Raw genomic sequence first — 25,047 nt, forward strand, 5'->3', positions numbered from 1 at the left:
AGCTCGCTTATGGCTCGGTTTACTGCGTAGCTTTTCGTTGCGCTACAGGTCAGGGTGACGACCAGAAAGTAAAAACGTTCATAAAACATCTTCAGATCGGATTATTAATCGAAGTTAGCTTGTTAGGCATCCTGCTATTGCATGACTTTTAATCCTGCAGTTAATTGATACGCTCAAAACAAAAGATACAAAAAATGCAGGCGACATCCATCAACCTGCATTAGTCATCATTAACTATAAGATGTTTTACTTACTGCGTCCGTCAAATATTTCTTTGATTTTCGCAGCTAAGGCTTCACCTCTAAGCTCTTTAGCGATAATTTTTCCACTCGGATCAATTAAAAAATTCATAGGGATAGCTTTAACCTCATATTTGGCTGCCGCATCGTTTTCCCATCCTTTTAAATCGCCAACCTGTTTCCAGGTTAATTTATCATCGGCTATTGCTTTAATCCATTTAGCCTTATCAGCCGCTTTATCAAGCGACACACCTAAAATTTCAAATCCCTTTGATTTATATTGTTCATAAACCTTAACTACATTCGGGTTTTCTCTACGGCATGGCGCACACCATGAAGCCCAGAAATCAACCAATACATATTTTCCACGATAATCAGAAAGCTTAACCATTTTACCATCAACATCAGGTTGGGTGAAATCCTGGGCCTCTACACCTTCCTGCGTTTTTTTGAAAGTAGCGATACGTAGACCAACCTCTTTACCAAAGTAAGAATCTCTTAACTTCGGGTTGATCGCTAGGTATATCTTTTCCATTTCCACCGCATCGAAACCTGGTGCCAGCGTAGAATTTAAAGCCATTAACGACATGAAATTATTGGGATTTTTTTTCACATAACTGATCTTCGCATCCACAATATCTTTCTCGGCTTCCTGTGCCCGTTTTTCCAGGTCCATAATCACAGCCTTATCCTGTTTTTTGGCTTCAGGCATATCCTGATATTCCTTATTCAAAGCCTGCATTTTATTATAAAGGGGACGCAGGAGGTCATCTACACGGCGACTCTCATCAGTTTGGGTCGATCCTTTCATTACAGCAGTTTTTAAAGAATCTTTACCAGTAATGTTAATATCTTCATTATCAAGGATCAGGCTTAAACCGTCTATTTTAATGCGTTTGCCCGGAATCTCCACTGCATCATCATGTTTTAAACGTAGTGTAGCTTCCACGGGGCCGTCTACATGGCCTTTGAAGATAAAACTTCCGTTTACCAATTGTACTGAATCCAAAACCTGTTTGCCATCCTTGTTTGTCAATAAAAAGGCTTTTGCAGGTTTGCCCAGTTTACCAATCTGGCCTTTAATGGTATATCCTTTTTGTGCCGTTGCGCTCAAGGAACAAAGTGCAGCTACGGCACCAATTATTAGTGTTTTCATGTTAGTTTTTTTTCTTTTGATTAGGAGATGATTTACTGGTGGTACTTCCGGCAAGCAATTTATTATAAGTAACTTTTGAATTAAGGATAGATAAAGCATTATCAAAGGCAGTGCTGGCTTCGTTACGAACACGCAGGGCATATCCCTTTCCTGCATATAACATATCGGCTATCCCAGCTTTTAATTCTACACGGATGGTTTTTCTTGCAACCTGATCTGTTTTTGCAGGCATTTTGATCCGGAGTTTTCCAGCCGCATCAAAAATTCCATCAACCGTGGTTTCTTCTACGTTAAATCCCTTATCAAAAGCCTCAAAATCCGGGTAGGTAGCCGTTAACTGATTACGCCGCTGTTGCACCAGTTCAAAGGCTACTTTACTCACTAAACCACTGTTCATGGTTTGGTTGAGCCACGTACTATATAATGCTGTATCTATCGGAACAAACTGATCGGGCATTATCCCGCCACCGCCATACACCGTTCTTTTATGATTGAGTGTAGTATATTTAAGCGAATCGGGAAAATGATAATGTCCTGCTTCTTTTAATTCTCCGGATGCCATTCTCCGGTTAAAATCTTCGAAATAGTCAGCTTTGCCTTTGGTGTAAGGTTTCTGGATAGATCGGCCTGAAGGGGTATAATAGCGGGCGGCTGTCAACCTGATCACCGAACCATCGCTTAATGGAAATCCTTTCTGCATCAATCCTTTTCCAAAAGTTCTACGTCCAACAATCACAGCCCGATCCCAGTCTTGTAAAGCACCGGTCAGGATTTCACTGGAAGAGGCAGTAGATTCATCAACCAACACCACCAATTCGCCGTCCATAAACTGTCCGTAACCACCGGTGAGAAAATAATTTTTCCCACCAGTATTGGTTACCGAATAAAAAACTGTTTTTTCAGGAGGAAGAAATTCATCCGCTACGCCAATAGCCATATCCACTATGCCTCCCCCATTCATCTGTAAATCGAGGATCAGCTTGGTCATGCCCTGGGCCTTCAAGCTTTTTAAAGCTGCATCCATTTCTCTGCGGGTAGATTGACTGAAAACAGATAGTGCAATATAACCGATCTGCTTGGTAACCATGTAGCTGGCCGTAATGGATAATTCGGCAATCTGCTCCCGCATTACTGAGAATTTTAAAAGTTCTGACTGTCCTTTACGCCTGATATCAAGGTTAACGGCTTTTCCTTTTTCTCCCCTGAGCAGTCGCATCACTTCCTGGTTTTTCAGGTTTTTACCCATAATCGGCTGCGCATCTACGTTCACAATTTGATCGCCCACCTTTAAGCCCGCCCGTGCGGCTGGTCCATCCGGATTAACATTGATGATAAATGTACTATCTGAAAGCATCGCAAATCCAATTCCAATACCAGCAAAACTTCCCGACATGGATTCGTTCATCGCCTCTACTTCTTCACGGCTAATGTAGCTGGAGTGCGGATCAAGGCTGCCCAACATCCCTTTGATAGCGGCATCTACAACGGGTTCGTCATTTACCGGATCTACATAGTTTTCCTGGATCAGCTTCAAGGCATCCTGCAACTTAATCTTCGGATTCATTTGTGCCTGAACAGTAAGCCCTATCCAAAAGGAAAAAAAAGCTGTAATTATCGTTTTTCTTATCATTATTTCTCTGCTCTTAATATTTCAATCGCGGTTGATAATTCATCGCGTAACTGACTCGGACTACCGGAATATCCTTCTGAAGTATAGCGTACTACACCTTTTTTTACAATAATTTTTCGCGGAATGGCTGAAGAATTAAATAGTGGCTTTAGGCTTAAAAAAACCGCAGCCTGCTCTCCGTTAGGGAGCACCGCATCGTGTAAAAGATTAAAACGGAAACCCTGACTTTTAACATAGTTTACAGATTTGGCCTTGTAATCGCCGGTTTGCATCGTGCCGATCATGTAAACCGCAACCTCCGGATCTTTTGCATATTGATCTACCAACAATTGCATACCTGGAAAAGCCTCAATACAAGGTCTGCACCAGGTAGCCCAAAAATCTATGACTACAATTTTATCTCTCCAATCGTCAGAATTTACGATTTTACCATTAGCATCTTCCAGGCTAAAAGGTTTTAAGGGGAAGTTTACCATATTGGATAATACATGCGTCTTCATTTCTGCTTTTTTATCATTTGGCATCAACGACGATAAATACTCCTCATAGCCTTTTTCCTGGTCCTGGTGTTCGCTTTTATATAGTTCCTTTAGCTTGCTAAACATTTCTGGAGTAACTGCGTTGGCTGCTACACTATTTTCAAGTAACGATTTAATGGCTTTGTCATCTTTCACCTCGCTTAATACACGCAGGTGCATGGCGTTCATTTCTGCATGGCTATAGATCCCATCTTTTGATAGGTATTGGAAAAAGTTTTTCGCTGCTGCAAAATCCTTCTGGTTAATGGCTAAGGCAATATGCGTAAATAACCGATCATCCATTTGTTTATCGGAGTTTTCCTGTGCTTTCACCGCATCCCTACCAAAGTCGGTTAGATAGGACTGATCACGCTGGCGTTCCAATAGGTAAGGGATAATCTTTTTGCTCAGCTCATAAAGCAATTTGTAATCTGCTTTTCCAGACATGGACATTTGATTCCGTGTAATGTTCCAGCGATAAATTTCGTTAGCCGTTCTAAAGTCAATATCCTTAAATAGCGATAAGAATTTATCGATTTGATTGCTATCAAAGTAGGTGGTACCCAAGCCCCTATAAATTTCATAATATAAGAAACCCTTATCATCTGGATTTTTCTTCCATTCTGCATATGGATATTTTTTCAGAAAATCTTCAGAGGCCGCTTGATAGGCTTCTACCGATGCTCCTTTGGTTGCCTCGCGGAAACTTAGCAATTTTGCAGTTCCACTTTTTGGCTGATATTGGAAAATCAGTTTTTCCATTTCCTTTGCTTGCTGATCCCGTTTTTCACGGATATAGTAATTATGGGCTTCTGCCAGCAACATTTCACTATATTTTCCTTTTTTGATGGATGATTGTATTGCTGCATCGGCAAACGCCTTAAAATCTTCGGCAGGCATCGTTAAACGCTTTAAATTGAGATAGGTAAATAGCGTAGTTCCTGATCCAATTGCTTTTCCGGAAATTTTTTCCTCCTTTTTTAACAAGGAATCAGTGGTTTTTGCATTTTTTTCAGGCGAAACAAAACTATTTAAACTCCAATCGCCGGTTAAATTAGACCGAAATGCGGCTTCTGCCAGGTAGCTTCCACTTTGTTCCTTGCCATTGCTACCTAAAACTTTGGTAAAATAACCTTTGCCCTGGTTATTATCACTGGCCTCCGGCGTAAGTTCGGGGCCCTGGTAAAATTTAAGTGCCAGAAAAACAGCGTTACCAGGCAAGGTATAACTGGCTTGCCATTCATTGTTATCCTTTTTTAGGACAAGCGGTATGGAATCCCAGCGTTTGCCATTAAAATAAGTCAATGTTGCTTTGGGTTCGTCGCTAAATTCGAGGTCGCCACCTTTTGGCTGGTAATAAAACGTAGCGGGTTGATTTTGCCTTAACAATTCTGGCTTCCAGCTTAAGGTCTGGGCTGCCAGCTGCTGCCCAAAAAAAGGGCAAAGCAGTAGCAGACCATTCAGTAATAGATTCTTCTTCATAAGTGTTCCGTAGTCTATCTCGGATTCTGTTGCAATTCGGGATTTAATAAAATGTACTTATCACCAATCGGGTAGATATAGCGATTTGAATTTGGTGCGAGCGTATAATCTATTCCTTTATAATTGCGGGTTTTAGTTTGGTTAAAGGCATTATCAAGCATTAATCTTTTTTGATCAAACCAGCGTAAACCTGTGCCGAACAATTCCTTTTTCTTTTCTTCCACTACAATCCTTAAAGCGTCGGTAGCAGATGAAGCAGCTAATGGCACATAATTCGCATTATTGAAACGTTTGACCCTGAGGTTATTTACAATTGTCATGGCATCGGCAGTTTGACCTGCTCTCGCCAAACATTCTGCTTTAATGAGCATGATTTCAGGTACCGATGGGCCATTACTAATCACAAATTCATTGTAGAAATACTTAGTGGAAGCACGGCCGGTAAAGCTGGTGCTAAATTGCGAACCAAATCGGCTTCTGGCATCGGTAAACAACTTATAGCGCAAATCTGTAGTTCCCATGGCAGAAAGCAGATCATTACTTAACGAAATGGCCTGATAGGATACACCTGCAATTTTAGAAAATATAATTTCAGGATTATTTAACCTAACAGGAAGTGTGCCTGGCGTACTTTCATAATTCTTCAGATCGATTAATGTGTTTTGTAAACGCAACGTGCTATCAGCATATAATGAAGCATTATTAAAATCACGAAGATTAAGGTAAGTCTTAGCCAATAAAGCATAGGCTGATACCTTTGCAGGCCTTACGTTAAATTCGGGAAGATCAGGCAAACGACTGATGGATGCCTTTAAATCTTGCACGATTTTGTTATATACGTCCGCTACTGGTGTACGGTTAAGTTTGGTATATAAATTTGGTGTGGTAAGCAAGGGCACGCCCAAATCTGTTGTGGCAGTAGCGCTGTTATATTGCCTGGCATAAGTATTAATCAACACCAGGTAAGCATAGGCACGGTGTACCAATGCTTCAGCGTAAATTTTTTGCTTTTCCTGTTCCGTTCCATTTTGTGAACCTAACACACCATTAATTACTTCATTACAGGTATAAATGGTTTTATATTGCCTGTCCCAATCACTGTCATTTTGCGTATCAGAGGTATAAAGGGCAGCCCAGCTATATACGTTTCCCAGGATATCGCCCAGATTGTTCTGCCGGGTGGCATCAGTAATTTCCGTATCATCGCCCGATAAAATCGGGTAGGAGAAACTACCTTCTAACACACTGTTATTATTCATGGTATACCGGTAATCGGAGGTATATTTTAAAGTACGTATAGAAATCTGATCTATTTCTACATATTTTCTGCAGCCTGCGAAGGCAATTACCAACGCAAGCAGGATGATGATATATTTTGTCTTCATGTGATTATAGCGTTGCATTGATTCCAAAGATGTAACTAGGTGTAGGGGTTACGGTGCCAAAATTTCCATTGCTGATAAATTCAGGATCGATACCGTCTTTATTGGCTCTCCAGATGATCCCCAGATTCCTGACATTAGCAGAAACTGAAATCGATTTGAAGGTATTTCTTGGTAAAAAACGTTTCGGTAACTGATAAGCGAGGGAAATTTGTTGCAAACGGATATTATCTGCTTTCCTCACTAACACATCAGAAAAACGATACCGGTTAATACTATTAAAATTTACGTTGCTTAACCCAGGCACGTTAGTTTTGGCTTCATCTCCAGGATTTCTCCAGCGATCTGCTAATTCCTGCTGCCTGCCTAAAACCCCGCTGTAACTGCCTTGGAAAGTTGGATAATTGGTTACCGCATTTTTCATGAATACATGCCCGAAATAACCCGTAATCTGAATTCCAGCTTCAAATTCACCATATTTAAAGGTGTTGAAAAATCCGGTTGAATATGGCGCATAAAGCACACCCGCTTTAACCAAATCTTCTTTTGTAAAAGTGCTGGTTAAATTGGTGGTATTATTGATGATGTTGTTATTGCGGTCGTAAATCTGCGATTGACCCTTGTTATCTAAACCGGCCCATCTGTATACATATAAGGTTCCTAAAGTAGCACCATTTACCGTTGACCCTGATCCGGCCAAAGTGCTGGAATTATTTTCAAACCTGGCTTCTGTTACCATATTGGTTGTATAGCTGAAGTTGAACAACGATTTCCAGCTGAATCTTCCGGCCCTTAATGGCTCACCATTAAGGGAGAGTTCATAACCATGCCCTTTCAATGTTCCACTGTTGAAATTTAGCGATGACCAACCATAAGTAGGATTGTAACTAAAATTAGCCAGGAGCCCGCTTGTACGTTTCGCATATACATCAAAGCTTGCATTTAAACGTCCCTTCAAAACACCAAAATCTAAACCAAGATTGCTATGCCTGGTGGTTTCCCATCCTAAATCAGAATTTGCCGGTGTTTCAATGCTGGCAACGGGTTGACCCGTACGGGAATCGCTGCCCGTCAGGGTCAGAATAGGGATATTTGAACCGCCCTGTGGCACAACACCAGCAGTTCCAATGGTTGCCCTTAAGGACAATGAATTCAACCAGTCTATACTTTTAATAAATTCTTCCTGGTTAACATTCCATCTTAAACCTAGCGACCAGAATGGTTTAGCCCTTTTACTTCGGTCTACACCCATCATGGTATAATCGTCAAAACGGACACTACCGGTAAGAAAATACCTGTCTTTATAGCTATAAGAGCCATTGCTATAATAAGAAAGAAAACGCTTTCTGGTTGCACCGAAGCCACTTAAATTTGCGCCTAAGGTTTGTGTATAACCATACATGGTCATGTAAGAAACGCTTGGATTTGCAATGCCCACAGCTCCGGTATCTTCATTATAACCATAACGGATTTCGGATGTATTGCCCGATTGGGTTTCCCTCAATTCAGTCCCGGCAATTGCGGTAAAATGATGATCGTTGGCAAAAGTTACATCAGCATTCAACTGCCCCCTTAGTGCAGTTTCAGATGAATTATTGCCTATAGTAAAGTAGCGTCCGCCATAAGGTACATTGTAAACCAGTTTGCCGTTCGTAACAACTGTACCCGTATTAACTAAAAGCCTGCCTGCATAACTGTTTAACTCATTCAAAGTATTATTTGAACCAAACTGGCGCTGATTGGAAATGGAAACATCTGCATTTAACCACTTGGTAATTTTACCATTGATTCCGCCATTCAATCTGATGATATTGTTTTTGGCGATAGAGTTAGAGTAATTGAGTTCATCTATTGCGCTGTAACTGAAAGGCAGGTATCCTTGTGCCATCATGGTATTGGCTAATGATTGGCGGAAAATAACTGTTCTTCCAATACTATTGCCATTATCATCAAACAGCAAATCGTAAGGTCTTAATGCTGTTGTACTAACAGAAAGGGCATCTACCGCAGCACTATTGGATTGTGATTTCGAATATTGATAATTGATTAATGCTCTTAATGTAATCCTCTTATTAAATAAAGCTGTGCTGGTATTGGCATTAATAAATGCATTTTCAGCAAAATTACTTTTAAAGATGGGCACATCCTTCGTGTAGTTTCCAGAAATATAAAAATTACTATTTTCAGTACCACCTGAGTAAGAGAGGTTATATTGATGGTTAACTGCATTTTGCAACAGATTTTTTTCGATCTGGCCTGCAGCATCGCGCATGGCTATTTGTGTTAAGGCAGCATCGCGCTCCGCAACAGTTGCCGTTCCGCGTTTTACGCGAAACATCCATTCGGTAGCTTCACTATTATTGGGTGTATAAATGGCATTCCCGGGTGTAGCTGACGCAGGATCTACCAGAAAACCTTTATCTACCATTTCCTGCTCCAGATCTATATACTGCGCAGCACTCATCCAGCGCTGATTGGCAATAGATGGATTTTTGGAAATTCCGAAAACGTAACTGAGATTAACCTGTGACATACCGTTACGGCCTTTTTTCGTATCAATTACAATTACACCATTGGCCGCCCGTGAACCCCAGATCGATGTAGCTGAGGCATCCTTTAAAAAGGTAATCTGTTCGATATCAGCAATATTGATATTACTAATAATCGAATTCCCCCAACCTACACCATTCGTTTTCGTTAACTGGGCCCTGTCACTTGGGTCCATCAAAGGGAAACCATCCACCACAATTAATGGTGTTCCGGAAGCACCGGCATAACTATTTACACCACGGATCTGAATGGCATTACTTTTAATATCAAATTTTACTCCTGGAATTTTACCTTCCAAACGTTCCATAAGGTTAACGGCAGGTGTTCCTTCCAGTTCTTTTCCAGAAATTGTGCTATAGGCACCCGCTGCACGTTCTTTACTGATTTTCTGGTAACCATTTGATATCACATTAATCTCATCCAACGCTGATGAAGCTGCCGTCAGTTTAACGTAATAGGTAACGGTTTTTCTATCTACAAAAATTTCTTCCCCTTTATATCCTATATAGGAAATCTGTAATACATAACCATTGGCAGGAACATCCTTAATAAGAATATCTCCCTCTTTATCAGTTACGTACATTTTGTTAATGGTTTTATTATATACATTGGCGCCAGGAAGCGGACGTCCTAACGAATCTCTAATGCTAACCTTAACATCAATGTCTTTCACCAAATCAACCAGTTGATCAGCCATACTTCTTTCCTTAATTACAATGGTTTTACCATCTACAGAAAAAGTAAGCGGCTGGTTGTTTAACGATTTTTGAACGGCTTCTAAAACATTCACCTGATTCACCTGAATGGATACCGGTTTGGCGTCCAGGATCAGGTTTAGATCATAGATGATATTGTATCCGCTTTGTCTGCGGATCTCTTTCAGTACGCGTTCCAACGGCGCATTTTTTTCAACAATAGAAACTTTTTGTGCCTTGGTTGATGCACTTAATTGCATTAAAGCCGCCAAGAAAATCACAGCCGTCAATCGCATAACGAGTAGCAGTTTGCGGAGCTGCCTGTAGGGCAACCCGAGTGAAGTAAAATTTTTATACATTTGTTTGTTTGGTTTATTGCATTTGGCCTGGGCTTCGAAATCAAGGCCTTATGCGTGATTAGTTGATTATTATAGTCGACTGCCAAAATATCCAGGGGTGCCGCCAAGCACCTCTGGTTTTTTCGGAATCGTTTTTAATGTTATTTGGAAACGATTACCCTCCTTCCTTCAAGTTTAAAGTGTACTTTTCCGGTTAACTGAATATGATTGAGTACTTCTGAAATATTGGTACCTCTGGACATCCAACCACCTAGCATTAAATTTTCTGGTGCCGTTTCTTCATATACGACTTCCACGTCATACCATCGTGCTACCTTTCTCATTGCGGTACGTAAATCTTCCCTGAAAACGAATTCTCCATTTTTCCAGGCAACTGCCATTTCGGTATCCGCTTGTTGTACCTGTATGTTTTCATTACTTAACCTGGCCAACTGCCCCGGTTTAAGCAATGCCGTTTTATTAGCATTTAGCGCCACCTTTACGCTTCCCTTTAATAAAGTAGTATTAATGAAAGGCTCATCAGCATAGGCATTTATATTAAAATGTGTGCCCAACACCTCTACTTTTTCTGATGGTGTTTGGTTTTTAACTACTGTTACAGAGAACGGTACTCTTCCTTTAGGCCCCTCCACATGCGCCACTTCAAAATATCCTTCTCCTGTTAAGATTACGTTTCTTCCGCTTAAAGCAAATGCCGTTGGATATTTTAAAGACGAACCTGCATTTAGCCAAACTTTTGATCCATCAGGCAGAATAACCGCGTATTGTCCGCCAATGGGTGTGGTGATGGTATTAAACCCCACGCTTTTACCAGTATTTAAGGCTTTATAAACCAAAGTTTCATCAGCAGCTTTAGTAATTTCCATTCCAGCTTCGGTAGCAATTTTTCCAACGGCGTCCTTATTTAAATCAATTACCTTACCATCAGATAAAGTTAAGGTAGCCTTATCAGTACCAGCAGGCAGGTCATATTTTTTTGCAATCACAAACCGGTCTGGAGCAGTATCGCTATTTTTAAGCGTCAGATAACCTATGCCAGCGATCAATAATACGCTTGCTGCAATTCCTATTGAAATTATTCTTTTATATGGTTTATTCAGCTTTTTAACTTTTGGTAATTCCGCTTCGCCTTGTGAAACATCAGAAATGATTTTATTCCAGATTTTTGCTTCTAACTTTTCGTATGCTATTGGCGGATCAACTGATTTATTTTCTTCAGCTTTTAATAAATACCAGGTTTCGAGCTGGGCTTTTTGTTTTTCATTAAGTTTATTATGCAGATAGTCTCTGATAAATCCACTTATCGTTTGTTTGTTCATGTTTTTTATAGGCAGTATAATAGTAATGACAGCCATCTCAGATCAATGTTGTATTCAACATTAAAAAAAAGTTACTTTTTTATTAATTTATTCGAAAAAGAGCTATAACGCAATAAAAAAGGAAGGTAAATGATTTCCAAATTTGGTTCGCAACGTAGAAATCGCTTTGTTCATCTGCGTTTTAACCGTGAGTTCAGAAATATCCATAACCGCTGCAATTTCTTTGTAGGAAAGATTTTGTTTTCGCTTTAATTCAAAAACCTCGCGCATTCTGGGAGGAAGTTTCTCAATTTCCTCTTCAATAAGTTTAGCTAAGATCTTTTCTCTGATGAGGTGATCGGTAATTTCTTGTGCCTGATCTAAAAATTGACCAAGATCGGTCAGATAAGCATGGTGCACCTGGTTTTTACTAAAAAAATTCAGAATCGCATTTCGGGTTGAAACATAAAGGTAGGCACCAATCGAAGTATCAGATGATAATTGAGGCGCTTTCTGCCATAACTTTGTGAATACATCCTGAACCACATCTTCACTTTCGTTCTCATCCTTGAGCATCCGCAAAGCATGTTTGTAGAGTAATGGCCAGTACCGGCTATAAATTTCTGAAAACGCCCCATTATCCCGTGCTATTAATAGCGAAAGTAATCTACCGTCATCGTATGTGGCGTAATTCTGGTCCATTGATGAGTAAAAATAGAACTTATTTACGGTAAATAGAAATAGGTAAATGGAACTGTTTAGGCTATAATGAGGGTTGAAGTCAATTTGAATTTTAAGGATAAGGAATGTGAATAGAAAAAGGCTGAAAGTCGCAGGTATTGGTTATGGATGCTCTTTTATGTGACATGCAAAAGCAGGGTTGCCGAATCGAACTATTAAGTAAACAACCTAAAACATTGCAAAACTTAAAATGAGTCATTTACATATATAATTACCAACAAAAAAGTAGGTTGTACCAAAATAACAGATTCAGAGCTGGCAAGAGAATTAAATTTGGAGGTGTTGTCATGCTCAGCTTGACTGGGCATCTTATGTTAACGATTTGGCAGGGACTTACTTATTTGCAGTTCTATTGCATTAAGATTAGCTTCGCTGAGCACTTCGTGGTTCCCGTTTTCACGGGAATGACGACCTTTCAAAATTTTATTCTGCCAAAAATCTCCAAAATTATTTCTGATACAGCATCTTTTCAGTACTCACTTTCGAACTGAACTCAAAAAAATACATAGAAGATTGGAGAAAAATTGCTCGGATTAGTGGGTTAGTCGCACAGGTGTAATCGTTAAAACACAACTAATAAACTCAACATCTCTTTATTTTTTTAAGAGCACTTTGAAGATTCAGATAATTGACACGATAGAAAGAAAAGTTGAACACAAATAGTTTATGGAAATCCCTTCAAAACTGGCTGAAGATAATCAGATCCCAAATACTCATTGAATTTTGAATTCGGATCGATTATCTTGGACTCTCAAAGTAATGCTCATGATCCTACAAAATAGAATCCAAAATCCAAAGGAACTTGACCTTCAGATAATCGAACAACAAATCAAATTAGGTTGGGATGTCATCGTACAATTTTCCGATAAATTTTATACTGACAAACTTCTCAGTGAGATTAACAACCTTTGTAAGCACTATAATTCTCATTTTGGTGTCAGGTTCTATGGGCACACCTTCGACTGTAAAAATCTGGAACAGATACCTGATGTAAAATATTTGTCGCTGGACTGCATGTTGGAAGTTAAAAACTTGGAGATCGTTACTAAACTTATGCATCTTGAACGATTTGGACTTGGTATTTTTGAAATGAAAGAATCCGAAATATTAGGTGCGGAAAATCTCCATAAGATTAAATACCTAATGCTGACAGATACTAGAACAAAAGCATTTGATTTAGACCACCTAAGAAACTACCAAAACTTGACCACACTAATGGTCTGTGGACATACCAAAAACATCGATTCTATAGGTGAACTTAGTCAATTGAATCAGCTAAATCTGAATTCAATTTCCAAGGCGCCACTACACTTTATTAACAAACTCAAAGAACTTAAGACCTTAAAGATTATCCTTGGTGGTCGAAGCAATATTGAGGAAATAGGAAAAAATAATATTGAAAACTTAGAAATTGTTTGGGTACGAGGTTTTAACAGTTTAAGTAATATATCAAACTTTGGGAAGTTAAAAACTTTGCGAGTTGAGGACAATATACAATTAAAAGAGCTACACTTTGATCAGCCCTTAAAAGACCTAGAAGATATTAAGCTATTGAACTGCAAAACCTTTACCACATTGACAGATATAGATAAATTAAATAAACTAAGTCATCTAAGAATCTACAAAACTGCAATTGACTTTGAAAATTTTATTAAGCTTCCCCGACCAAACTCACTGAAAACTCTTGCCTTTTATACCACTAAGGCTAAAATAGATAAGGTTATAAAGGAAAGACTTAAATCTATGGGATACATTGAAGGTCTAGAAATAGATTAGAATTCTATTAAAGAAAAAAGCCTTAGATTTCTCTAAGGCTTCTCTGTGCACTCGTAGGGATTCGAACCCCAAACCTTCTCATCCGTAGTGAGATGCTCTATCCAATTGAGCTACGAATGCATTTCCGTATCGTTAACGGACTGCAAAGGTATAATTTGATATTTTAATTTCCAACTAAATTTTAAAAAAATCTCAAAATAATTCTTTGAAAATTTTCCCTTAAACCTTTAAAACATCATTAATTGCTTTGAAATCAGGCAAATCCTTTGCATTTTCCAAAACTTCGGCATAAACAATTTTGCCTTCTTCATCGATTACAAAGGCTGCTCTTTTAGAAACACCTTTTAATCCAAACACAAATTCATCATAAAAAGCACCATATCCTGCCGATACTTGTTTGTTAAAATCAGATAATAATGGGAACTGGTAACTTTGTTCTTCTTTAAATTTGCCTAACGAAAAAGGAGAATCTACAGAGATACCGATTACCTGCGCATCTATTCCTTCGTAATAGCTGAAATTATCTCGCATGGTACATAATTGTTCGGTACATGTTCCAGTAAAAGCCATCGGAAAAAAGTGAATAATTACTTTTTTGCCTTTAAAGGCGGAAAGTGAAACTTCTGTTAAATCAGAACTGTATAATTTAAAATCTGGGGCGGTATCGCCAACTTGTAATGCCATTGTATTTTTTATTTAGGGTATAACGTAAAGTATTTTTTTGTTTAAAGAGGTTAAGACTACCGACTTAAGGCTACCGACTCAGGACTACCGCGCCATCTGTTGTTCCAAAATTAACAATCCTTCCTCAAAAGAATGCGGATTGTAGCCTAAATCTTTAACGGCCTTATCTAGCACAAATCCTGTTCTGATAGGCCGTTTAGCCGTTTGATTTAAACTCGCAGAGCTGATTTCATTAATAAACGAATGATCAAGTTTCCAATAGTCGGCAACTTTTCTCACTAAATCGGCAATGCTCATGTAATCTTTACCTGATATGTGGTATATCCCCCTCGCATCCTGCTCTACAGCCAACAGGCAGGCCTCGGCTAAATCTTCGGCCAGGGTTGGCATGCGCCACTGATCATTCACTACATTAATGGGTGATGCTTTTTCTAATGCACCCTTAGCCCACAGCACAATATTGCTCCGGCTCATGTCATGGCTAATGCCATATACCAGTATGGTTCTTAAAATGGCATAATTTGCTTTTGATTTTTTGATCAGCTCTTCCGCCATCACTTTCGATTTCCCATAATAACTAACCGGATTTACCACATCTTCCTCTTGATATGGTCCGTTTTTTCCATCAAAAACAAAATCGGTACTCAAATGGATCAACTGAATATTTTTTTCCTCGCATATAGACAACAAGGTTGCGACAGCATCAACATTTAACCGATGGCAAAGCGCCTTATTTTCCTCACAGGTATCTACATTCGTCATTGCAGCAGTATGGATAACCGCATCAGGGCGATATTTTTCAATAACTACTTTTACCTGTTCAGGATTTAAGATATCCATTTCAGCATACGAATATCCTTCTTTAACAGGATAACGGTTAACCCCTACTGAAGTCGCGATTAGCTTTACCCGCCCTTCGGCCAGTACTTTCTCTGTTATTTTTTGTCCTAATAGCCCATTGCTACCGGTAACCAGTATTCTTTTCATTCTTTATATTCAATTAATATTTGTCACTTACGACTAATTGTAATAGGTTTATGCCAAAAATTTCAAACTAATCAAGAACCAAATATAACGATGAAACCTATTTTAACTGCTCTATTATTTCTGTTTAGCCTTAAAGCCATTGCCCAGGATTCAACATTAACTAAACCTTACCTCAAAAAAAACAGCATTTATGCCGAACTCCTCGGAAATGGCGGTGTATACTCGATTAATTATGATAGGATATTTCAATTAGCAATCAAATAAAAATTGTACCCAGAGTTGGTTTTTCAACCCTTAGAGATGTCTTGATTTTCCCACTGGAGGCAAACCTGCTCTTAAGTAAAATCAGCACATCTAAAAATTTCTTCGAAACAGGTATCGGTTTATCCATATTAAAACCGTTAAATGGTTTTTCAGGACAATTACTTACCATTAACGGATATGATTATAATTTTGAAAATAAAGCCGTTAATACCCAGGTGATGATAAGGGCTGGCTTTAGACACCAAAAACAGACCGGAGGATTGATGTACAGAACAGGTGCACTGCTGATCACAGGTGACGAAACCCTATTAACCATAGGCATTGGACTGGGTTACACTTTTTAATATTGCATAGCCATTAACGATTTGAAATTGAAAGGTTTTTAAACGAATTTTTCAGCAAAATCTGGTCAGATTTACTGTGTTAAAAAATTTTATAATATATATTTAAAATTCAGCAAGAATAACTTAACTTTGCCAACCGAATTGGAGCCCCTATAAACAGCTTTAATTCATTGACTGTAATAAATTTACTCACAACAGATATGCCTAACTTAGGAAAAATAGCACAAATTATCGGCCCTGTGGTTGACGTTAGCTTTGCTGATGATGCCCATCTACCTAAAATTTTTGATGCGTTAGAGATAACGAAAGAAAATGGACAAAAAATCGTTTTAGAAGTTCAACAGCACTTAGGTGAAGACCGTGTACGTGCAATTTCGATGGATTCTACCGATGGTTTGGTTCGTGGTATGCAAGTAGTTGATACTGGCGCTGCGATTAAAATGCCAGTTGGCGACCAGATTAAAGGTCGTTTATTTAATGTAGTTGGAGAAGCGATTGACGGTATCAACACGGTTGATAAAACAGATGGTCGTCCTATCCATGCAACCCCTCCTAAGTTCGAAGATTTATCTACTGAAACTGAGGTGCTTTTTACAGGTATCAAAGTAATCGATTTATTAGAACCTTATGCAAAAGGCGGTAAAATCGGTTTGTTCGGTGGTGCTGGTGTAGGTAAAACGGTATTGATTATGGAGTTGGTTAACAACATCGCTAAAGCTTATGCTGGTTTATCAGTATTTGCAGGTGTTGGTGAGCGTACCCGTGAAGGTAACGATTTACTACGTGAGTTTATCGAGTCAGGCGTAATCAACTATGGTGACGAATTCTTACACTCAATGGAAAAAGGTGGATGGGATCTGAATTCAGTTGATACTGAAAAATTAAAAGAATCTAAAGCAACATTGGTTTTCGGTCAAATGAACGAGCCTCCTGGTGCACGTGCACGTGTAGCTTTATCAGGATTAACTGTTGCGGAATATTTCCGTGATGGTGATGGTGAAGGCGCTGGAAAAGATATTCTTTTCTTCGTTGATAACATCTTCCGTTTTACCCAGGCAGGTTCTGAGGTATCGGCTTTATTAGGTCGTATGCCATCAGCGGTAGGTTACCAGCCAACGTTAGCAACTGAGATGGGTTTAATGCAAGAGCGTATTACTTCAACAAAACGTGGATCAATTACATCAGTACAGGCGGTATATGTACCAGCTGATGATTTAACTGACCCGGCTCCGGCAACTACTTTTGCCCACTTAGATGCAACTACCGTGCTTTCGCGTAAAATTGCAGAGTTAGGTATTTACCCGGCGGTAGATCCATTGGATTCTACTTCACGTATCCTTTCTCCAGCGGTTTTAGGTGATGAGCACTATAACACTGCACAACGTGTTAAAGAAACCTTACAACGTTATAAAGAATTACAGGATATTATCGCGATTCTAGGTATGGACGAATTATCTGAAGAAGATAAATTAGTGGTATCAAGAGCACGTCGTGTACAACGTTTCTTATCTCAACCTTTCCACGTTGCCGAGCAGTTTACAGGCTTAAAAGGCGTGTTGGTTGACATTAAAGATACCATTAAAGGTTTTAACATGATCATGGATGGTGAAGTTGATGAGTACCCTGAAGCTGCATTTAACTTAGTTGGTAGCATTGAAGATGCCATCGAAAAAGGTAAAAAATTATTAGCAGAAGCGAACTAAGAAACGCGCTAAGCGTTAGGTGCTAAGCGTTTTTAAACGCCCCACGCCCCACGCGCTACGCCAAACTAAAAAAAAATGAATTTAGAAATATTAACTCCAGATAAAAAAGTTTTCGAAGGTGAAGTAACAGCTGTTACGGTTCCTGGTACTTTAGGTTCTTTTCAGATTTTAAGAGACCACGCCGCTATCATCTCAACTTTGGAAGATGGAGAAGTTATTATTAAAGCAAACAAAGCTGACGAGCAACGCTTTTTTATCAAAGGCGGTGTAGTTGAGGCTATCCACAATAAAGTGGTGGTTTTAGCCGAAGGTATCGCTTAGGTAAAATTGTTAACTCATTTAAAAAAAGCATTCTGATTTAAAAATCAGAATGCTTTTTTCATTGTATCCCATTTTTTAATTTGAGTTCGGTTATCTGTTAAATAAATAGTTGATTTAAGTATTTTAAAAGATAACCGTCATACTGAACTTGTTTCAGCATCCTTCAGATTAATAGCCCTAGAAGTAAAATCCAACAAATACACTAGCCAAAGTATCCATATTAAAATCAGTATTCTTTATATTTCGCGGTTTCAGCGCTCTAGTGTCTGCAGGTAAGTGATTTAACTATTTTCCGATAAATTTCAGACATATAAAATCCCAGTTGCTTACTAAGTTATTATTATGATTTTCTTAATAATTTCTTCACTAAAATACCTTAAAAATTTTCAATTTTAGTGCGGTTTAGTGCATTTTAAGCAGAAAAATAGAAAATTTATAATGCAAGCATAATAAATAGACCGTATACCGTTTTGATATTTAGTCTACATCAATCGACATTAAATAACTAATTCAATCACAAAAAAGAATAATATTCCGACATAGAAACAAATTAAAGAATAATATTTTTAATTAACTTTTTTTTAATTTCTCTTGCATATTAATGAACCAAAAACTAAATTGGTTTTATAAACAATAAGATAATCATGGCGATTGAAAATCACACCTTTAACCTAAAAGCCTTAGCTGCAACAGTTGTTAGTGTGGTGTTATTTCCTGTCATTTTACTTAATCTCCTACTCCTAAATATTTTAGGCAAGAAGCGGACGCAGTTTAAATAGATTTTAAAAAACTAAATATACTTAAAGCGTCCCGATACAAACGGGACGCTTTTTTTAAATAACAAAACACAGTATTATGAAATACTACAATTCTAATACGATTATTTACCTTGACGGCGCTTTTGAAAAGGCTGTAAACAGCAGCACTGATCTTTACGGGCAATCACTACATTACGGTTATGCCGCTTTCGAGGGCATTAGAGCCTATAAAACGCACAATGGTAACCGCATTTTCAAGGCTGCAGCCCATTTCGACCGCCTGGAGCGTTCCTGCCAGTTGGCAAATATTCCTTTTCCATGGGATAAACAGGAGTTAATTGCGGCGACATATAAATTGCTTCAGCTAAACAAGCTGAAAGATGCTTACATCCGCCCCTTGGTGTTTTGCCACCCTAACATGAAATTAAATGAACCAAATGGCGTTTCGATTTTAATATGCGCGTGGGAATGGGATGCCTATTCAGGTAACAAATTGTTAAAATTAACTGTTTCCGATTATGAAAGACCAAATCCAAAATCGGTTCCAATGGAAGCGAAATTGAGTGGAAACTATGTCAATTCCATTTTAGCTACAACAGCAGCAAATATTAAAGGTTATGACGAAGCTTTACTTTTAGATATGCACGGCTTTGTTGCTGAAGCTTCTGGCGCAAATATTTTCCTGGAGAAAGATGGCAAATTATATACCCCATCGCCAGGCAATATTTTACCCGGTATTACCAGAGCAACTGTCAAAGAATTGTGCAATGCTTTGGATATTGAATGTGTGGAGAGAAAACTCACCATAGAAGACCTTAAAAATGCCGATAGTGCTTTTTTATGTGGAACAGCAACCGAAATAGCAGGCATTGCCTCTATCGATGATATCGTTTATCGCCCATTATGGAGAGAATCTATTGGTTATACGATACAACGTGCCTATAAAAACCTGGTGCTTGAAAAAGTAAACTACGAAGTGATCATATAGTTAGAGGTCGGTAAGTCAGGGAGTCCGAAGTCAAAAATAAGAGAAATACAGTAAAATAGTTCTTTGCATTTTTAAAGAAGTTAGTATGTTTGTAATTCAGTCAACGACATGAATACAAATACAAACATTATTAGCAACCTTATTATTGTCATTTCTATAAAAAGAGGTGGAAATCGTTGCGTATAATTTAAAATATACCCTTATCGAAACCGCCTCCTAAAAGAGGCGGTTTTTTTTTGCCTTAAAATATTACAACTAACAGAACCAGAATATACATTTTAAACAATGAGCGAATTAAACAAGTACAGTAAAACATTTACACAAGATCCAACACAACCGGCTGCCCAGGCTATGCTTTACGGAATCGGTTTAACCGATGCTGATATGGCTAAAGCACAGGTCGGTATTGCAAGTATGGGCTACGATGGCAACACCTGCAACATGCACTTAAACGACCTTGCAAAAGAGGTCAAAGCAGGGGTCTGGAAAAATGATTTAGTGGGCTTGGTTTTTAATACCATTGGGGTAAGTGATGGAATGAGCAATGGCACTGATGGTATGCGTTACTCATTGGTTAGCCGGGATGTTATTGCAGATAGTATCGAAACCATTTGCGGCGGACAATACTACGACGGTGTAATTGCCATACCAGGCTGCGATAAAAATATGCCAGGTGCTATTATGGCCATGGCACGTTTAGATCGCCCATCTATTATGGTTTATGGTGGAACTATTGCCCCAGGCCATTATAAAGGTAAAGAATTGAATATTGTTTCTGCATTCGAAGCGTTAGGGCAAAAAATCTGCGGTAATCTTTCCGACGAAGATTATCAGGGCATCATCAAACATACTTGCCCTGGTGCAGGCGCATGTGGCGGGATGTATACCGCTAATACCATGGCATCAGCCATAGAGGCTTTGGGCATGAGCTTACCTTACTCTTCTTCAAACCCAGCTATAAGTCCGGAGAAAAAACAAGAATGTTTAGATGCGGGTAAATACATCAAAATATTATTAGAAAAAGATATCAAACCATCAGATATCATGACGCGAAAAGCATTCGAAAATGCCATTCGTTCAATCATTATATTAGGTGGAAGTACTAATGCCGTATTGCACTTTATTGCCATGGGTAAAGCCATCGGAGTAGAAATTACACAAGATGATTTCCAGCGCATGAGCGATATAACACCGGTACTTGCCGATTTTAAACCTAGCGGAAAATACCTGATGCAGGATTTACACCAATATGGCGGTATCCCTGCGGTATTGAAATATCTGTTAAATGAAGGCTTACTCCATGGCGATTGCTTAACCGTTACTGGTAAAACAGTGGCTGAAAATCTAGCTGATGTGAAATCGATTATGGATTATGACCAAAAAATCGTTCAAAAATTAAGCGAACCCATCAAAGCAACCGGTCACTTGCAGATTCTTTACGGAAATCTGGCCGAAAAAGGTTCAGTGGCAAAAATCAGTGGTAAAGAAGGCGAAAAATTTGAAGGTCCGGCGCGCGTTTTCGATGGCGAACACGATTTAATTGCCGGTATCTCGAGCGGTCGCGTAAAACCTGGCGATGTCATCGTAATCAAGAATTCAGGTCCGGTTGGTGCTCCGGGCATGCCAGAAATGTTGAAACCAACTTCAGCCATTATCGGCGCCGGTTTAGGTAAATCGGTTGCTTTAATTACCGATGGCCGTTTCTCTGGTGGCACACATGGTTTTGTGGTTGGGCACATCACACCTGAATCTTACAAAGGCGGTTTAATCGGCCTGGTTGAAGATGAAGACCCGATTTTAATTGATGCGGTAAATAACATCATCAACCTGCAGGTGAGCGAAGAGGTAATTGCTGAACGTAGAAAAAAATATGTACAACCCGCCCTGAAAGTTACAAAAGGCGTTTTATATAAATATGCTAAAACGGTTGCAGACGCAGCAAGTGGTTGCGTAACCGACGAATATTAAATCAAAAATCATCCCTGGATCAATTGATTACTAAAAAAACAGATTATGCAAATAATTAAAAGTATTCAGAACAGGATTTATGAAATCCGGGGAGAAAGGGTAATGTTGGATTTCGATCTGGCAGCACTCTATGAAGTGGAAACGAAAGCACTTAATCAGTCAGTAAAACGTAACATCAAGCGTTTTCCGGACGATTTTATGTTTCGGCTCACTCCAGTTGAATGGGAAAGTATCCGGTCACAATTTGTGACCGCATCTTTAGAAAAGGCTGATGGCTCCCCAAAAATTTTGATGGTAAGTCAAAATAAAAGAAATGTGGGAGTAACACCTTATGCCTTTACAGAACAAGGGGTAGCTATGTTAAGTGGAGTTGTCAATAGCGATAAGGCCATTAACATGAACATCGCCATTATGAGGGCTTTTGTTGATGTGCGTAAAATATTGCTGAAACAGAGCAACATTAACGAACAATTAACGGAAATTAAAGAACGGATTGGTGAACATGATGTTCAGCTCAATGAACTTTATGATGCCATGGAAAACCTAATTGACGAGAAAATTGCTCAGCTAAAGTGGAAAGACAGAGAAAGAATAGGGTTTAAAATTAAAGAATAAGAACTGCAAAAACATAACTATGGAAACTGCACAAGAAACAATGCAACAAACCGGGGCGAAAGCAGAAACCTCAAAAACCTTATTTAAAGGTACAGGCTCTCAGGTGTTGTTGAATGGATTAATTGAAGAAGGTGTTACCACCATTTTTGGTTATCCGGGAGGAGCAATCATGCCAATTTATGACGCTCTTTACGATTATGCCGATAAATTAGAACATATACTGGTTCGCCATGAACAAGGCGGTATCCATGCCGCGCAAGGGTTTGCTAGAGCAAGCGGCAAAGTTGGTGTTTGTTTCGCAACCAGCGGACCGGGCGCAACCAACCTGGTTACCGGTTTGGCAGATGCACAAATAGATAGTACACCCTTAGTATGTATTACCGGTCAGGTGTTTGCTCACTTATTGGGAACGGATGCTTTCCAGGAAACCGATGTGATTAATATTACCACTCCAGTTACCAAATGGAACTACCAGGTTACAGATGCCAAAGAGATCCAGGAAGTATTGGCCAAAGCTTTTTACATTGCTAAAAGTGGCAGACCAGGCCCGGTGTTGATCGACATTACTAAAAATGCACAAATACAGCTTGAAGAATTCCCTGAGTATGTAAAATGTAACCACATCCGCAGTTATCGCCCAAAACCAAAAGTTAGGGTTGAATATATTGAACAAGCTGCCGAATTAATTAATGGCGCTAAAAAACCATTTGTATTGTTTGGTCAGGGCGTTATTTTAGGCAAGGCCGAAAAAGAATTTAAAGCCTTTATCGAAAAAGCGGGTATCCCTGCTGCCTGGACAATTATGGGTGATGGTGCCATCCCAACCACTCATCCGCTAAACGTAGGTATGTTGGGTATGCACGGCAATTATGGGCCAAACGTTTTAACAAATGAGGCTGATGTAATTATTGCCGTTGGTATGCGTTTCGATGACCGCGTAACCGGTCGCTTGGATAAATATGCCAAGCAGGCTAAAATTGTTCACTTGGACATCGACCCTGCCGAAATTGACAAAAACGTTAAAGCTGAAGTAGGCGTTTGGGGCGATTGCAAAGAAACCCTACCCCTATTAACTAACTTGGTTAACGAAAACAAACACGAGGATTGGTTGGCAAAATTCAGACAATATAACCAGGAAGAAATCGACCAGGTGATTACTCCAGAGCTTTACCCAACTGGCGATGAAATGACCATGGGGGAAGTATTGCGTAATATTAATGAAATATGCGGTGGTGATGCTGTAATTGTTACCGATGTTGGCCAACATCAGATGGTAGCTTGTCGTTATGCTAAATTTAACAATACCCGGAGCAACATCACCTCAGGCGGTTTAGGAACCATGGGTTTTGGTTTACCGGCTGCAATCGGTGCTAAATATGGTGCGCCGGATAAAACGGTTATCGCCATTATTGGTGACGGTGGTTTCCAGATGACTCCCCAGGAACTGGGTACCATCATGCAGTTTGGCGCAGCTGTTAAAATTCTGATCCTGAATAACCGTTTCTTAGGGATGGTTCGCCAATGGCAGCAATTATTTCATGATAAACGTTATTCTTTTGTTAACATTACCAGTCCTGATTTTGTAGCACTGGCTAAATCTTATTACATCGAGGCAGCCAAAGTTGACGAACGTGCAAACCTAAGAGCAGCATTGGAAACCATGATCAACCACGAAGGCTCTTACTTACTTGAAGTAATGGTTGGAAGAGAAAATAATGTTTTCCCTATGGTGCCACAAGGAATGAGCGTAAGCGAAATCAGGCTAAAATAAAGTATAAAGCAGAAAGGCGTAAGGTTTAAGGTAAAAACCAACAGCCTAGATCGTCATTGCGAGGCACGAAGCAATCTTAAAGCGATAGAAAGTCAATTTAAACAAATAATTGCCATAAGAAATTATCATGAGTACTGAAAATACACTAGAACATAAAACAACAAAAGCCGATTTCGAAGGTAAGCAGGAGTACACCATTACGGTTTATGCTGAAAACCGCATAGGTTTATTAAACAGGATTGCGATTATTTTCTCGAAAAGGAAAATAAACATCGAAAGTTTAAACACCTCCCCTTCTGAAATTGATGGCATCCACCGTTTCAACATCGTAATTCAGGAGAGCTATGAAGTTGTACGGAAACTGGCCCGCCAAATTGAGAAGCAGATCGAAGTATTAAAAGTTTATTTTAATACCAACGATGAGATTATCTGGCAGGAGCTGGCACTCTATAAAGTTTCTACAGATGAAATTGCAGAAAAGGTAACTGTAGAACGTTTGTTAAGGCAATACGGTGCCAGCGCAGTTGTCATCCGAAAAGATTATACTGTTTTCGCCGTAACCGGTCACCGGGAAGAAACGGATGCTTTGGTAAAAGCTTTGGAACCTTACGAATTGATCGAGTTTGTTCGCTCGGCAAGGGTTGCCATTATTAAAGATAGTGCCGGTTTCCACGAAAAGTTAAAAGAATTTGAAGCCTTTGAACCGGGTGAAGAATTGGTAGAAAATGAGTTTTTGGATAAGGGAGAAAAGATCTTTACCATGTAGTATTAAGGTAGAGAGTAGAAAGGCTGAAGGTAAAAGTAAAATACTTTTCGAC

General features: G+C 39.2%; 19 protein-coding genes and 1 tRNA gene. 10 read left to right on the forward strand and 10 right to left on the reverse strand.

The genetic code is table 11. The features are described from left to right. Positions 1–246 precede the first annotated feature (246 nt). The 7 genes from PGN18_RS06115 to PGN18_RS06145 form a co-directional block, all read right to left on the reverse strand. Complete coding sequence (locus PGN18_RS06115; RefSeq protein ID WP_335318522.1) at positions 247–1,395, reverse strand: TlpA disulfide reductase family protein; 1,149 nt, start codon at positions 1,393–1,395, stop codon at positions 247–249. Between the two features lies 1 nt (position 1,396). Beyond that, positions 1,397–3,025, reverse strand: a complete 1,629-nt coding sequence (locus tag PGN18_RS06120; protein ID WP_335318523.1) for a S41 family peptidase — start codon at positions 3,023–3,025, stop codon at positions 1,397–1,399. Next, positions 3,025–5,025, reverse strand: coding sequence for a TlpA family protein disulfide reductase (locus tag PGN18_RS06125; protein ID WP_335318524.1), 2,001 nt, complete (start codon positions 5,023–5,025; stop codon positions 3,025–3,027). The genes PGN18_RS06120 and PGN18_RS06125 overlap by 1 nt, the downstream gene beginning before the upstream one ends. A 14-nt stretch (positions 5,026–5,039) precedes the next feature. Next, positions 5,040–6,410, reverse strand: coding sequence for a RagB/SusD family nutrient uptake outer membrane protein (locus tag PGN18_RS06130; RefSeq protein ID WP_335318525.1), 1,371 nt, complete (start codon positions 6,408–6,410; stop codon positions 5,040–5,042). 4 nt (positions 6,411–6,414) lie between these two features. Continuing rightward, a complete protein-coding gene (locus PGN18_RS06135) occupies positions 6,415–10,011 on the reverse strand; it encodes a SusC/RagA family TonB-linked outer membrane protein (protein ID WP_335318527.1) in 3,597 nt (1,198 codons plus the stop codon). 140 nt (positions 10,012–10,151) lie between these two features. After that, a complete protein-coding gene (locus PGN18_RS06140; protein ID WP_335318529.1) occupies positions 10,152–11,330 on the reverse strand; it encodes a FecR family protein in 1,179 nt (392 codons plus the stop codon). A gap of 102 nt (positions 11,331–11,432) precedes the next feature. Next, a complete protein-coding gene (locus tag PGN18_RS06145) occupies positions 11,433–12,011 on the reverse strand; it encodes an RNA polymerase sigma factor (RefSeq protein ID WP_335318530.1) in 579 nt (192 codons plus the stop codon). Positions 12,012–12,815: 804 nt separating this feature from the next. Between PGN18_RS06145 and PGN18_RS06150 the strand changes: the two genes are divergently transcribed. Further along, positions 12,816–13,826 (forward strand): hypothetical protein, encoded by a 1,011-nt coding sequence (locus tag PGN18_RS06150; protein WP_335318531.1) that lies wholly within the window; start codon positions 12,816–12,818, stop codon positions 13,824–13,826. A 46-nt stretch (positions 13,827–13,872) separates the two neighbouring features. Here the strand turns inward: PGN18_RS06150 and PGN18_RS06155 are convergent. From PGN18_RS06155 to PGN18_RS06165, 3 genes are all read right to left on the reverse strand, one after another. Then, positions 13,873–13,946: transfer RNA gene (locus PGN18_RS06155), tRNA-Arg, on the reverse strand. A 99-nt stretch (positions 13,947–14,045) separates the two neighbouring features. Then, a complete protein-coding gene (locus tag PGN18_RS06160) occupies positions 14,046–14,510 on the reverse strand; it encodes a redoxin domain-containing protein (RefSeq protein WP_335318532.1) in 465 nt (154 codons plus the stop codon). An 84-nt stretch (positions 14,511–14,594) separates the two neighbouring features. Next, the gene (locus tag PGN18_RS06165) at positions 14,595–15,497 is read right to left on the reverse strand and encodes an SDR family oxidoreductase (RefSeq protein WP_335318533.1); all 903 of its coding nucleotides are present in this window, start codon (positions 15,495–15,497) and stop codon (positions 14,595–14,597) included. Positions 15,498–15,587: 90 nt separating this feature from the next. On the opposite strand from PGN18_RS06165, the gene PGN18_RS06170 reads away from it, so the two are divergent. The 9 genes from PGN18_RS06170 (at position 15,588) to ilvN (ending at position 24,995) form a co-directional block, all read left to right on the forward strand. After that, on the forward strand, positions 15,588–15,761 hold the full coding sequence (locus PGN18_RS06170; RefSeq protein ID WP_335318534.1) for a hypothetical protein: 174 nt from the start codon (positions 15,588–15,590) through the stop codon (positions 15,759–15,761). A gap of 41 nt (positions 15,762–15,802) precedes the next feature. Continuing rightward, positions 15,803–16,105 (forward strand): hypothetical protein, encoded by a 303-nt coding sequence (locus tag PGN18_RS06175; protein WP_335318535.1) that lies wholly within the window; start codon positions 15,803–15,805, stop codon positions 16,103–16,105. 200 nt (positions 16,106–16,305) lie between these two features. Then, on the forward strand, positions 16,306–17,808 hold the full coding sequence (atpD, locus tag PGN18_RS06180; RefSeq protein ID WP_335318536.1) for a F0F1 ATP synthase subunit beta: 1,503 nt from the start codon (positions 16,306–16,308) through the stop codon (positions 17,806–17,808). Between the two features lie 75 nt (positions 17,809–17,883). Then, positions 17,884–18,129, forward strand: a complete 246-nt coding sequence (gene atpC, locus PGN18_RS06185) for an ATP synthase F1 subunit epsilon (protein ID WP_293784679.1) — start codon at positions 17,884–17,886, stop codon at positions 18,127–18,129. A gap of 855 nt (positions 18,130–18,984) precedes the next feature. Next, positions 18,985–19,875: a branched-chain-amino-acid transaminase gene (gene ilvE / locus PGN18_RS06190; RefSeq protein ID WP_335318539.1), complete on the forward strand. Its 891-nt coding sequence runs from the start codon at positions 18,985–18,987 to the stop codon at positions 19,873–19,875. A gap of 285 nt (positions 19,876–20,160) precedes the next feature. Then, positions 20,161–21,843 (forward strand): dihydroxy-acid dehydratase, encoded by a 1,683-nt coding sequence (ilvD, locus tag PGN18_RS06195; RefSeq protein ID WP_335318540.1) that lies wholly within the window; start codon positions 20,161–20,163, stop codon positions 21,841–21,843. Positions 21,844–21,888: 45 nt separating this feature from the next. Further along, complete coding sequence (locus PGN18_RS06200) at positions 21,889–22,458, forward strand: ORF6N domain-containing protein (RefSeq protein ID WP_335318541.1); 570 nt, start codon at positions 21,889–21,891, stop codon at positions 22,456–22,458. Between the two features lie 19 nt (positions 22,459–22,477). Continuing rightward, positions 22,478–24,229, forward strand: a complete 1,752-nt coding sequence (gene ilvB / locus PGN18_RS06205; RefSeq protein WP_442955338.1) for a biosynthetic-type acetolactate synthase large subunit — start codon at positions 22,478–22,480, stop codon at positions 24,227–24,229. Positions 24,230–24,356: 127 nt separating this feature from the next. Further along, a complete protein-coding gene (gene ilvN / locus PGN18_RS06210; protein WP_335318542.1) occupies positions 24,357–24,995 on the forward strand; it encodes an acetolactate synthase small subunit in 639 nt (212 codons plus the stop codon). Positions 24,996–25,047: the final 52 nt, after the last annotated feature.

The organism is Pedobacter terrae (assembly GCF_036946585.1).
Classification (GTDB): domain Bacteria; phylum Bacteroidota; class Bacteroidia; order Sphingobacteriales; family Sphingobacteriaceae; genus Pedobacter; species Pedobacter terrae_C.

Bases quoted from the DNA above. Each gene is read 5' to 3' on its own strand.
- PGN18_RS06115 (WP_335318522.1), bottom strand. From the start codon at position 1,395: ATGAAAACACTAATAATTGGTGCCGTAGCTGCACTTTGTTCCTTGAGC.
- PGN18_RS06120 (WP_335318523.1), bottom strand. From the start codon at position 3,025: ATGATAAGAAAAACGATAATTACAGCTTTTTTTTCCTTTTGGATAGGG.
- PGN18_RS06125 (WP_335318524.1), bottom strand. From the start codon at position 5,025: ATGAAGAAGAATCTATTACTGAATGGTCTGCTACTGCTTTGCCCTTTT.
- PGN18_RS06130 (WP_335318525.1), bottom strand. From the start codon at position 6,410: ATGAAGACAAAATATATCATCATCCTGCTTGCGTTGGTAATTGCCTTC.
- PGN18_RS06135 (WP_335318527.1), bottom strand. From the start codon at position 10,011: ATGTATAAAAATTTTACTTCACTCGGGTTGCCCTACAGGCAGCTCCGC.
- PGN18_RS06140 (WP_335318529.1), bottom strand. From the start codon at position 11,330: ATGAACAAACAAACGATAAGTGGATTTATCAGAGACTATCTGCATAAT.
- PGN18_RS06145 (WP_335318530.1), bottom strand. From the start codon at position 12,011: ATGGACCAGAATTACGCCACATACGATGACGGTAGATTACTTTCGCTA.
- PGN18_RS06150 (WP_335318531.1), top strand. From the start codon at position 12,816: ATGATCCTACAAAATAGAATCCAAAATCCAAAGGAACTTGACCTTCAG.
- PGN18_RS06160 (WP_335318532.1), bottom strand. From the start codon at position 14,510: ATGGCATTACAAGTTGGCGATACCGCCCCAGATTTTAAATTATACAGT.
- PGN18_RS06165 (WP_335318533.1), bottom strand. From the start codon at position 15,497: ATGAAAAGAATACTGGTTACCGGTAGCAATGGGCTATTAGGACAAAAA.
- PGN18_RS06170 (WP_335318534.1), top strand. From the start codon at position 15,588: ATGAAACCTATTTTAACTGCTCTATTATTTCTGTTTAGCCTTAAAGCC.
- atpD (WP_335318536.1), top strand. From the start codon at position 16,306: ATGCCTAACTTAGGAAAAATAGCACAAATTATCGGCCCTGTGGTTGAC.
- atpC (WP_293784679.1), top strand. From the start codon at position 17,884: ATGAATTTAGAAATATTAACTCCAGATAAAAAAGTTTTCGAAGGTGAA.
- ilvE (WP_335318539.1), top strand. From the start codon at position 18,985: ATGAAATACTACAATTCTAATACGATTATTTACCTTGACGGCGCTTTT.
- ilvD (WP_335318540.1), top strand. From the start codon at position 20,161: ATGAGCGAATTAAACAAGTACAGTAAAACATTTACACAAGATCCAACA.
- PGN18_RS06200 (WP_335318541.1), top strand. From the start codon at position 21,889: ATGCAAATAATTAAAAGTATTCAGAACAGGATTTATGAAATCCGGGGA.
- ilvB (WP_442955338.1), top strand. From the start codon at position 22,478: ATGGAAACTGCACAAGAAACAATGCAACAAACCGGGGCGAAAGCAGAA.
- ilvN (WP_335318542.1), top strand. From the start codon at position 24,357: ATGAGTACTGAAAATACACTAGAACATAAAACAACAAAAGCCGATTTC.